The organism is Cereibacter johrii, assembly GCF_001720585.1.
Lineage (GTDB): Bacteria > Pseudomonadota > Alphaproteobacteria > Rhodobacterales > Rhodobacteraceae > Cereibacter_A > Cereibacter_A johrii.
Map to the genome: position 1 here is coordinate 1 of NZ_MABH01000090.1, position 10,934 is coordinate 10,934.

Sequence of the window (10,934 nt, forward strand, 5' to 3'; positions counted from 1 at the left end):
GCGGCGATGGGCGAGAGCGGCCCGGTCGACTGGCGCACCCGCGAGCGGATCACGTCATTGATGCGGGCCTTGATCCGGTCCTCGGTCGGGCCTTCCGCATTGGCGGCGGCATCCGACAGGGCGTGCTCGACCAGCTCGGCCTCGGGATCGGCGACGCGGCGGATGATCTGCGGCATCCGGGCCAGAAGGCCGGTGCGGGGCTGGGCCGGGGCCGGCGCAGGCTCGACATGGCGCGGCTCGGCCCGCAGCCCTTCGGAACGGACCGCGGCCGGGCGCGTCGTATCGGCGCGGAGCGTGGCCGGACGGCCCCAGGCGGCCTCTTCGAGGACGGGCTCGGCATCTTCGTCAGGGGCCTGCGCCCGCAGGCGGCTCAGGAAGCCCATGCGGGGCGCGGGTTCCGGCTCGGGCTCGGGATCGCGGAAGCGGCTGCGCGGGCGCGGCATGGCCTCGGCACGGGCTTCGCCCCGGATAGCGGCGGCATCGACCGCCGCACGACCTTCGCGATGGGCGCGGATCCTCTCCTGCATGAGCTGCGCGGCCTGCACCGAGCCGCGGCCCGCCAGTTGCAGCGCCGCATTGTAGGTCACGACCAGCCCGACCAGCAGGAACTGCGTCACCTGCCTGAGCTCGCGCAGGTCGAAGCCGCAGACGAAGAGGCCCATGGCGACGAGCCCGCCGCCCACGAGCAGCGACAGAAGCTTGAGCCCGTAGGCCGCGGGCAGGGGCACGATCTCGAGGAGCGCGCCCAGCACCGTGTCGCCGAAGAGGCCGCCGAGCCCGAAGGAATGGGTCCATTCCGGCCCCGGCACATGGGTCGCGGCATAGATCGAGCCGAGCGCGATGGCGATGACCGCGAAGACGATCCGGCCCAGCGCCCGCTCCTCGCCGCGGTGCAGGAGGAAGCGCGCGCCCCAGGCGCCCGCCACGATGGGCAGACCCCATGAGCCCTTGCCCGCGATGATCATGAGCGTCGAGGAGATTGCGGCACCGATGCGCCCCAGCGCATTCTGCGCGGGCTCGTCGGTGGCGACCATCCAGCCCGGATCCTCGGGCGAATAGGTGCCGAGGATGAGCATGAAGAGAAAGGCCACGATCAGCAGGCCGATGCCCAGCAACTCGCGGCCCCGGCGCTCCAGCATCGCCTGCATGTTCTGATCCAGAAGCGGGTCGCGCTGCCGTGCGTGATAGGATGCCATGCTACCGTCCTCACCCGTAAAGGCAGTCGCGGAGCCGCACCAGCCCGCGCTGCATTTCGTCCTTGGGGGCCACCATGGCGACCCTGATGTAGCCCTTTCCGGGATTTTCGCCGCCGACCTCGCGGGCGAGATAGGCGCCGGGCAGCACCCGCACCCCCGTCTCGGTCCAGAGCTTCAGCGCCGCCTCTTCGCCGTCGGGCACGGGCAGCCAGAGGAAGAAGCCTCCCTCGGGGCCCATATAGCCCTGCAGGCCCGAGAAGACCTCGTCCGCGATGCGGAATTTCTCCTGATAGAGCGCCCGATTCGCCTCGACATGCGTCTCGTCGGCCCAGGCGCGTTCCGAGACGCGCTGCACCGGCAGCGGCAGCGGCGCACCGGCGAAGGCGCGCAGCTGCCGGATCCGGGCGATGCCCGCAGGTCCGCCCGCGACGAAGCCCGAGCGCAGGCCCGGCAGGTTCGACCGCTTGGACAGCGAGTGGAAGGCAAAGATCCGCTCGGGGTCCGCCCCCGTCGCATCCGCCACCTCGAGCGCCCCCGCAGGCGGCGCCGTGCGCCAGATCTCGGCATAGCACTCGTCGGCAAAGATCCGGAAATCGTGGGTCTCGGCCAGATCCATGAGCCCCGCCCAGTAGTCGCGCGAGGCGACCGAGCCCTGAGGGTTCGCGGGCGAGCAGAGATAGGCCAGCGCCGTCCGATCGAGGATCTCGGCGGGCAGGCTCGCATAGTCGGGCAGGAAGCCGTTCGAGGCCAGCGCGGGCACATAGACCGGCTCCGCCCCGAGCGCGAGCGCCGCCATCGCATAGACCTGGTAGAAGGGGTTGGGCATCAGCACAACCGGACGGGCGCCCCGCTTCGTCTCGGGCACCAGCGCCAGAGCCGCGTTGAACAGCCCCTCGCGGGTGCCGTTCAGCACCATGAGACGCTCGGGACCGAGATCGACCCGGTAGCGCCGCTTCAGCCAGCCGCCGATCGCGGCCAGGAGTTCGGGCGTGCCGTCGTTCGGAGGATAGAGCCCGAATCCCGCCAGCGACGAGGCCAGCACCGGCCCGACGAACTCGGGCATCGGATGCTTCGGCTCGCCGATGGTCATGGCCACGGGCTCGCCGCCCGGCGCATGCGGGTCGAGCAGCTTCCGCAGACGCGGAAATGCGTAATCTGGCAGGTTCGAAAACCGCTCGGGAAATGCCATTGACTGCCTCGTGATCGGGGTCGTATCGCCCCGTTTGTCGCAGGATAGCGGCAACTTCCCGGAGGGTCCAGAAAAAGGCCGGGGCCCCTCCCGCCCGCCCCGCGTTGTGGCTTTTTCGCCGGTCAGCCCAATGCCCGTTCGGCGGCGGCGCCCAGCCGCAGCAGGCGCTCCTCGGCCATGGGCTGCCCCATGAGCGAGATCCCGCACGAGGGCTGGCCCGTGGGCAGGGTCAGGGCGGGAAGCCCCATCAGGTTGGCGATCCGCGTGTTGCGGAGCGCGAGGAGATTCTCGCCGACATAGTAGCTCTCGTCGGTCAGAAGCCGCTCCGCCTCGGGGGGCAGGATGGGCGAGGTCGGCACGAGCACCGCATCATAGCCCGCCGTGCGCGCGGCCCAGGCGGCCCGCAGGGCCTCCAGCCGCTGCCATGCGGTGACGAAATCCACCGCCGTGATCGACGCGCCCGAGCGGAACCGCTCGAGGATCCGCGGGAACATGAGGTCGGGCGCCGCCTCGATCACCTCGGCCCAGGTGGCATAGGCCTCGCCGGTAAAGAGCGGGCCCGCCATCGCCATGGCCTCGACCACCTCGGGCGCGGCCCCGCGCTCGATCCGGGCCCCCGCCCGGGCCAGCCGCGCGACCGCCTCCTCGAACCCCCGCGCCGGCGCCTCGCGCAGATCCTCGAGAGCCAGCGTCTCGAGCACGAGGAACCGCGGTCCCGCCAGCGAGGCGCCGCGCAGGTCCGCCGGACGCCCGCCCTCGAGCACGGCGAGAAGCAGGGCGCAATCCTCGACCGTCCGCGCCAGCGGGCCCACCGTGTCGAACCGCGCGGCCAGCGGCACCGTGCCCGCCAGCGGAAGCCGGCCGGCCGTGGTCTTGAGCCCCGCGAGGTCGTTCCAGGCCGCGGGAATGCGCACCGAGCCGCCGGTGTCCGAGCCGATGGCCGCCGGCGCAAGCCCGAAGGCCACCGAGGCCGCCGCCCCCGACGAGGATCCGCCCGCCACCGCCGCCGGATCGTTCACGCAAGGCGGCGTCGCCGTCACCGGATTGAGCCCGAGCCCCGAGAAGGCCAGCTCTGACATGTGGGTCTTGCCGAGGCAGACGAGCCCGCCCAGCGTGGCCGTGCCCAGCACCGCGGCGTCCTCTTCCGGCACCCGGCCCCTCAGCAGCGCCGAGCCCGCCTCGGTGGCGACGCCTGCCGTGTCGAACAGGTCCTTCCACGAGACCGGCACCCCGTCGAGCGGCCCCCGGCGCAGGCCGCGCTTCGCCCGCTCCGCCGCGGCCATCGCCTCGGTGCGGGCCCTCGTCGGGCAGAGCCGCGCATAGATCCGCGGCCCCTCCGGGTGGTCGGCCGCGGCGGCGAGGAAGGCCTCGGCCAGTTCGACCGGATGGATCTTGCCGGCCTCGATGCCCCGCCCCAGCTCCGCCGCCGTCATCCACCGCCAGTCCATCGCGCTCTCCCTGTCCCGCGCCGCGACGGTCCCCGCGCCGCGCCGGCTGGACAATCCCGTGACGCCAGCCATATTGGCCCCATGACCCAAGCTGCCGACATCCTGATCGCCGGAGGCGGGCTGAACGGCCCCGCCCTCGCCCTTGCGCTGGCGCGCAACGGCTTTTCCGTCACGGTCGTGGACGGGCGCCCCGCGCCGCAGCGCGCCGAGCCTGGCTTCGACGGCCGCGCCTATGCGCTGGCGCTGGCCTCGAAGCGGCTGCTCGCGGCACTCGGCCTCTGGGAGGGGCTCGCATCCCGGGCCCAGCCGATCCTTCGGGTCGTGACCGCCGACGGCACCACCGCAGGCGGCCCCTCGCCCTTCGTGCTGGCCTTCGACCATGCCGAGATCGAGGAGGGGCCGATGGGCTACCTGCTCGAGGACCGCTTCCTCTATGCGGCCTTCCTCGCGGCCCTCGAAGCCGAGCCGCGTATCCGGCTCGTCTCGGGCACCACCGTCGAGGCGCAGGAGGTGGGGCCTCAGGGCGTGACCGTCACGCTCTCGTCCGGGGCGCGGATCGCGGGCCGCCTCCTCGTCGGCTGCGACGGCCGGCAGAGCGGCACGGCCCGCCGCGCGGGGATCCGGCGCACCGGCTGGGGCTACGGACAGACCGCCCTCGTCACGGCGATCGAGCACGAACGCCCGCACGAGGGCACCGCCTGGCAGTATTTCCTGCCCGGAGGCCCGCTCGCGATCCTGCCGCTGCCGGGCGGTCACCGCTCCTCCATCGTCTGGAGCGAGAGCGACGCCGCCGCGGCCGGGATCCAGCGCCTGCCCGACGCCGACTATCTCGGCGCCCTCCGTCCGCGCTTCGGGGATTTCCTGGGCACGATCCGGCTCGCGGGCGACCGTTTCACCTACCCGCTCTCGCTCTCGCTCGCCCACAGCTTCGTGGCGCCGCGGGTGGCGCTGGTGGGCGATGCGGCGCATGGCGTCCATCCGATCGCGGGACAGGGCCTGAACCTCGGGCTGAGGGATGTGGCGGCCCTGGCCGAAGTGCTGACTTTGGCCGCCCGCCGCGGCGAGGATGTGGGCAGCCCTCTCGTCCTCGACCGCTACCAGCAGTGGCGCCGCTTCGACGCCACGGCGCTCGCCCTCGGCATGGACATGGTCAACCGCCTGTTCTCGAACGACAACCCGGTGCTGCGCGCAGGCCGCGACCTCGGCATGGGGATCGTGAACGCCCTGCCCGGCCTGCGCCGCGGCTTCATCCGGCAGGCGGCCGGCCTCTCGGGCGACCTGCCGCGGCTGCTGCAGGGCCGCCCGATCTGAGCCTTTCACTCTGCCCAAATATCCTCGGGGGTCCGGGGGCAGACAGCCCCCGGCTGCCGGGCCCCGGCGCCGCGGCTCAGAGTTCGCGCGCTTCCGACACCAGCATGATCGGGATCCCGTCGCGGATCGGGAAGGCCAGCCGCGCCTGTTTCGAGACCAGCTCCTGCCGGTCGGCATCGTAGGCCAGTCCCGCCTGCGTCACGGGGCAGACGAGCGCCTCGAGCATCCGGCGGTCGAACAGGGGGGTTCCGGTCATTGCATCACCTCTTCACCAGTCCCGCCCCGGAGGGCGAATTCAATCAACGTGACCAGCGTCTCGCGCCGTGTCTCCAGCGAGGGCGCCTCGAGCAGCGCCTGCTTGTCCTCGGGATCGAAGGGGCAGAGCATCGAGAGCGAATTGATCAGCAGCTCCTCCTCGGCCTCGCGCAGGCTGCCCCAGTCGGTCGAAAGCTCCATCGCCGTGAAATAGCGCCCGAGCAGGTCGAGGAAGGCCTCGCGCCGGAAGCCCGCATCCGTCTCGGCGGGCCCGAGATCCCGCGAGAAGTCCGCCCATTCCACAGTGCAGCGGCGATAGGGCGTGAAGCCCTGCACCTCCGAGATCACGCGGAAGCGCGAGATGCCCGAGAGGGTGATCATGTAGCGGCCGTCCTCGGTCTCGGAAAAGCCCGTGAGCCGGCCCGCGCAGCCGATGGCATGGAGCCGCTTCTCGGCGCCCCCGGGCACGTCGCGCGGCTGCACCATCCCGATCAGCCGGTTCGGTGTCTTCAGCGTGTCGTCGATCATCTGCAGGTAGCGCGGCTCGAAGATATGCAGCGGCAGACGCGCCCGCGGCAGGAGCAGAGCGCCCGGCAGCGGGAACACGGGGATCACGTCGGGGAGGTCGGCCTGCTTGATCATGGGCTCTGAACTAGCCCGCCCCATCGATCAGGCAAATATCATCGAGGAGAGCCGGCGGCGTCCTTTCAGCACGATCGGATCGGTCGGCTTCAGCGCGTCGAAGATGGTGAAAAGCTGGGTCCGCGCCGCGCCCTCGTTCCACTCCCGGTCGCGCCGGAACAGCTCGAGCAGCTGGTCCACCGCCTCGTCGACCCGGCCCGAGGCATGGAGCGCGAGCGCCAGATCGAACCGGGCCTGATGGTTGGCAGGGTCGGCCTCGACGGCCCGGCTGAGCTCGGTCACGGGCCCGGCCTTCGCGGCCTGCCGCGCCAGTTCGATCTGCGCGCGCGCGCCCTCGATCTCCTTGGCCTTCGCAATGGCCGCGGGAGCCGCGGCGGCATAGGCCTCGGCCTGATCGAGATCGCCCGAGGCGAGGTGGCAGCGGATCAGGCCCGCATAGGCCGCGGCATTCTCCGGCTCCTCGCCGAGGATGGCCGCGAAAGTCTCGAGCGCGTCGACGACCGCCCCCTCGGCCAGCATCTCCTCGGCCGCGGCCAGCGCGTCGGCCAGGCCGTCGCCACCGCCCATCGCCGCGATCTTCTCCACGAATTTCTTCACCTCCGAGGGCGGCAGCGCCCCCTGGAAGCCGTCGACCGGCTGGCCCTGGAAGAAGGCATAGACGGTCGGGATCGACTGGATGCGCAGCTGCGCCGCGATCATCTGGTTCTCGTCCACGTTGACCTTGACCATGCGCACCTTGCCCTTGGCGGCCGTGACGGCGGCCTCGAGCGCGGGTCCGAGGGTCTTGCAGGGCCCGCACCAGGGGGCCCAGAAATCGACGATCACCGGCACATCGCGGCTGGCGTCGATCACATCCTGCATGAAGGTCGCTTCGGACGTATCCTTCACAAGGTCGCCCTGCGGAGCGGCGCCGTTCGCGGGCTTGTCACCGAATCCGAGCATGGGTTCATCCTCCGTCTGACGTGGTGCCCCTATATGCGCGCCGGCCTGCCAAAGGCCAAGAGGCAAACCGGCGCTCCGCCCCGCAAAGCCGGGCGGGACCGTGCCCTTTGCGCCGCCGCCTCCCCTCCCCTGCCCGGCTCAGCCCTTCGGCCCGACGATCCCGAACGGATGCCCCTGCGGATCGAGGATCTGCGCGATCCACATGGCGCCCGGAACCTCCTGCGGCCCGAAGAAGGGCCGCCCGCCGAGGCGCTCCGCCTCTTCCATCGCGCCGGTGACAGAGGGCACGTTGAAATAGACGAGCCACCGCGGCCCCATCCCCTCGGGCGCGCGCATCAGCCCGCCGATGGCAGGCCCTCCGGCGGCGACCATCTGGTAGGTGCCCATCTCGCCCATGTCCATCGCGCTGTCCTTCGTCCAGCCGGCAAGGTCCGCGTAGAAGGCGAAGCTGCGCTCCACATCCGCACCGTAATGCTCGTCCCAGACCGAAAGGCCCGTCGTGCCCTCGGGCGGCCGGGGCGGAGCCTCGCGCGGGGCGGGGGTCATCAGGACGAAGGGCACGCCGTCGGGGTCGTGCATCAGCTGCATGCGCCCGATGCCCTCCATCTCCTCGGCCGGCGCCACCGCGGAAGCGCCCGCGGCCTCGGCCCGGCGGCAGGCCTCCTCCACATCGGCGACATGGAGATAGCCGATCCAGCCCGGAGGCTGGGGCGCCTTCGTGGCGCAGAGGCCCGCGACCCCCACGCCCGCAGCCTTGAGGACAAGGTAGGGCGGCGCGCTGCCGGGGAAGCTGTCGGCCTCCCATCCGAGGAGGCGGCCGTAGAAGGCCGCCGCCGCGTCCGGGTCGGTCGTCGTCAGCTCGTGCCAGACGAAGCCGCCCATGTCAGACCTCCACGACCTGCTCGAAGCCGCCGTAGATCATCCGCTTGCCGTCGAACGGCATCTCCATGCCCGCCATCTCGGTATCTTCCATCATCTTCTGCCAGGCCGCGTTGCGCACCTCCTTCGAGGGCCAGACCACCCAGGAGAAGACGGCCGCCTCGCCCTCCTCCTGCTTCACCGCCATGCGGAACGAGGTGAGCTTGCCCTCGGGCACATCGTCGCCCCAGCATTCCACGACCTGCAGCGCGCCCAGCTCCTTGAACTTGCGGGCCGCGAACAGCGCATGGTCGATGTATTTCTGCCGGTTCCCGACCGGGACGGCGCAGACGAATCCGTCGACATAGGGCATGGAACTCTCCTCCTCTGGATGGCCCCGCAGGGCTCGGGCTTTCCCGGAGGCCTCCTGCCGCCGGGATCAGGCCCCGGACGCGCCGGGGTTCGCGAACAGCAACCGCAGATACCGCTTCAAATGGTCGAGCGCCTCCTCCACCGCGGCGGCGCCCCCGCCGGCCTTGGCGAGGATGAAGGCGCCTTGCAGCACCGCCTGCGTATGGCGTGCGAGGCTCGCCGGATCCACATCCGCCACCCCGCGCGCCTCGGCGGCCGCGGCCATGTCGGCCTCGAGCGTGCCCGCATGGCCGAGGATGCTCGCCCCGCAGGCGGCCCGGATCGGATCCGAGCCGTAGGCCTCCTGGACGAGCGTGCCCACGAGGCAGGTATAGTCGGCGATCTCGCCCGCCACGAGCGCGCGGCGGAACTCGATATAGGCCAGCACGCGATCCAGCGGATCCGCGGGCCGATGATAGGACGCCTCGGCAAAGAGGCGCCCGGTGACCTCCGACCAGGCATCCGCCGCCGCCACGCCCAGCGCCTCCTTGCTGGGAAAGTGGTGGAAGAAGGCCCCCTTCGTCACGCCGGCCTCGCGGCAGATCGCCTCGACCGAGGTCGCGGCGAAGCCCTGCGTGCGGATCAGCCGTGTGGCCGCGGCGAGAAGCCGGCTGCGTCCGTCGCCTGTCGTCATTGCATCCCCCTGACCCTCAACATACCAACCGGTCGGTATGTCGTCAACCGCCTATACAGCGTGGGCCGAATCCTGTAGAGCCCCCGGACGGCCCGGAACCTCGGGACGGCGGGCGAGGAGGCCTGGCCGCGATGGGAGAAGGTTGGCCGTCAACCCGGGCGCCGCTGCGCGTCCCCCATTTGGCAGATACATGACCCATACCGATATTGCCGCGCCGCTGGCCGCGGCGCTTGCCGCCAAGGGCTACGAGTCCCTCACTCCCGTGCAGGAGGCCGTGCTGGCCGAAGGCGTGGCCGGGCGCGATGCGCTTGTCTCGGCCCAGACCGGCTCGGGCAAGACCGTGGCCTTCGGCATCGCCATCGCCGACCAGATCCTGCAGGGGGCCGACCGGCTCCTGTTCGCGGACACGCCGATCGCGCTCGCCATCGCGCCCACCCGCGAGCTGGCGCTTCAGGTCGCCCGCGAGCTGGGCTGGCTCTATGGCGAGGCCGGCGCCCATATCGCCACCTGCGTGGGCGGCATGGATTACCGCACCGAGCGGCGCGCGCTGGATCGCGGCGCCCATATCGTCGTGGGCACCCCCGGCCGCCTGCGCGACCATATCGAGCGCGGCTCGCTCGATCTCTCGGGCCTGCGCGCCGTGGTGCTGGACGAGGCCGACGAGATGCTCGACCTCGGCTTCCGCGAGGATCTGGAGTTCATCCTGGGCTCGGCCCCCGAGGAACGCCGCACGCTGATGTTCTCGGCCACCGTGCCGAAGGAGATCGAGGCGCTCGCCAAGGAATTCCAGCAGGATGCCGTCCGCATCCAGACCGCGGGCGAGCGCAAGCAGCATGCCGACATCGAGTATCGCGCCCTGACCGTCAGCGCGCGCGACAAGGAACATGCGATCTTCAACGTGCTGCGCTTCTACGAGGCGCCCTCGGCCATCGTCTTCTGCAAGACGCGGCTCGCGGTGAACCATCTGCTCGCGCGGATGGGCAACCGCGGCTTTCAGGTCGTGGCGCTCTCGGGCGAGCTCTCGCAGCAGGAGCGGACCCATGCGCTGCAGGCGCTGCGCGACGGGCGCGCCCGGGTCTGCATCGCGACCGACGTGGCCGCGCGGGGCATCGACCTTCCGGGGCTCGAGCTCGTGATCCACGCGGATCTGCCCACCAACTCCGAGACGCTGCTCCACCGTTCGGGCCGGACCGGCCGGGCGGGCTCCAAGGGCGTGTCGGTGCTGATCGCGGCGCCGTCCGAGGTGCGCAAGGCGCAGCGGCTTCTGACCGGCGCGAAGCTCGTGGCCGACTGGGGCAAGCCGCCCTCGGCCGACGAGGTGCAGGAGCGCGACGACGCGCGGCTGCTCGAGCATCCGGTGCTGGGGCAGGATCTGTCCGACGAGATGCCGCTGGCCGAGAAGCTGCTCGAACGGTTCGGCCCCGCGCAGATGTCGGCGGCCTTCGTCCGGCTCTGGCGCGAAGGGCGCTCGGCGCCCGAGGTGCTGCAGGATCTGGCCCCGCCGGAGCCTTCGCAGCGCGCGCCGCGCGAGCGGGGCGAGTTCGGCGAGGCGGTCTGGTATGCGGTGGCCGTGGGCCACACCGGCCGGGCCGAGGCGCGCTGGCTGCTGCCCAAGATCTGCGAGGCGGGCGGCGTGACCAAGAACGAGATCGGCGCCATCCGCGTCCAGCAGGAGCAGACCTTCGTCCAGATCGCGAAGGCCGCCGCCGGGAAGTTCGGCGCCGCGCTCGAGATCGAGGCGGGCGTGGGCATGGTGCGCCTCGACGGCGAGCCCATGCTGGAGCGCCCCGAACGCGCGCCGCGCAAGCCGTTCGCCGAACGCGCCCCCCGCGCCCGGGACGAGGCGCCCCGGCGCGAGAAGGCGCCCTACCAGCCCAAGCCCTCGCGCTTCGTCGAGGATGAGCCGGGCGAGGCCCGCGGCGGCTGGACCCCGGACGACCGCCCCGAGCGGGCGCCCCGGCCCCGTCGCGACGACGGCGCTCCGTTCGCGAAGCGTGAAATAAACGACGCCCCTCGCCCCCGTCGCGAGAGCGCGGCCGAAGACGAGG

General features: G+C 71.7%; 11 protein-coding genes. 2 read left to right on the forward strand and 9 right to left on the reverse strand.

All coding sequences use genetic code 11. The annotated features are described in order from the left end of the window. From A9O63_RS07120 to A9O63_RS07130, 3 genes are all read right to left on the reverse strand, one after another. Nucleotides 1-1,196: DNA translocase FtsK 4TM domain-containing protein (locus A9O63_RS07120; protein ID WP_205631826.1), on the reverse strand; the 1,196-nt coding region annotated here is incomplete at its 3' end. Nucleotides 1,197-1,206: 10 nt separating this feature from the next. Further along, the gene (locus A9O63_RS07125) at nt 1,207-2,385 is read right to left on the reverse strand and encodes an aminotransferase class I/II-fold pyridoxal phosphate-dependent enzyme (protein ID WP_069331301.1); all 1,179 of its coding nucleotides are present in this window, start codon (nt 2,383-2,385) and stop codon (nt 1,207-1,209) included. Nucleotides 2,386-2,507: 122 nt separating this feature from the next. Next, entirely contained in the window at nt 2,508-3,833 is a 1,326-nt protein-coding gene (locus A9O63_RS07130) for an amidase (protein WP_069331302.1), read from the reverse strand. Nucleotides 3,834-3,914: 81 nt separating this feature from the next. Here A9O63_RS07130 and A9O63_RS07135 point away from each other — a divergent pair, with 81 nt between their 5' ends. Next, on the forward strand, nt 3,915-5,144 hold the full coding sequence (locus tag A9O63_RS07135; protein WP_069331303.1) for an FAD-dependent monooxygenase: 1,230 nt from the start codon (nt 3,915-3,917) through the stop codon (nt 5,142-5,144). Nucleotides 5,145-5,220: 76 nt separating this feature from the next. On the opposite strand, the gene A9O63_RS07140 is transcribed toward A9O63_RS07135, so the two are convergent. The 6 genes from A9O63_RS07140 to A9O63_RS07165 form a co-directional block, all read right to left on the reverse strand. Further along, nucleotides 5,221-5,400 (reverse strand): Trm112 family protein, encoded by a 180-nt coding sequence (locus A9O63_RS07140; protein ID WP_069331304.1) that lies wholly within the window; start codon nt 5,398-5,400, stop codon nt 5,221-5,223. Beyond that, complete coding sequence (locus tag A9O63_RS07145) at nt 5,397-6,041, reverse strand: LON peptidase substrate-binding domain-containing protein (RefSeq protein ID WP_069331305.1); 645 nt, start codon at nt 6,039-6,041, stop codon at nt 5,397-5,399. Before A9O63_RS07145 ends, A9O63_RS07140 begins: the two co-directional genes overlap by 4 nt. 27 nt (nt 6,042-6,068) lie before the next feature. Then, nucleotides 6,069-6,983, reverse strand: a complete 915-nt coding sequence (gene trxA / locus A9O63_RS07150) for a thioredoxin (RefSeq protein ID WP_069331306.1) — start codon at nt 6,981-6,983, stop codon at nt 6,069-6,071. Between the two features lie 138 nt (nt 6,984-7,121). After that, on the reverse strand, nt 7,122-7,865 hold the full coding sequence (locus A9O63_RS07155; RefSeq protein ID WP_069331307.1) for a VOC family protein: 744 nt from the start codon (nt 7,863-7,865) through the stop codon (nt 7,122-7,124). 1 nt (nt 7,866) lies between these two features. Continuing rightward, nucleotides 7,867-8,214 (reverse strand): DUF1428 domain-containing protein, encoded by a 348-nt coding sequence (locus tag A9O63_RS07160; protein ID WP_069331308.1) that lies wholly within the window; start codon nt 8,212-8,214, stop codon nt 7,867-7,869. 66 nt (nt 8,215-8,280) lie between these two features. Beyond that, a complete protein-coding gene (locus tag A9O63_RS07165) occupies nt 8,281-8,886 on the reverse strand; it encodes a TetR/AcrR family transcriptional regulator (RefSeq protein ID WP_069331309.1) in 606 nt (201 codons plus the stop codon). A gap of 190 nt (nt 8,887-9,076) precedes the next feature. Here A9O63_RS07165 and A9O63_RS07170 point away from each other — a divergent pair. After that, nucleotides 9,077-10,934 (forward strand): DEAD/DEAH box helicase (locus A9O63_RS07170; protein WP_069331310.1); only part of this gene is annotated, 1,858 nt, incomplete at its 3' end.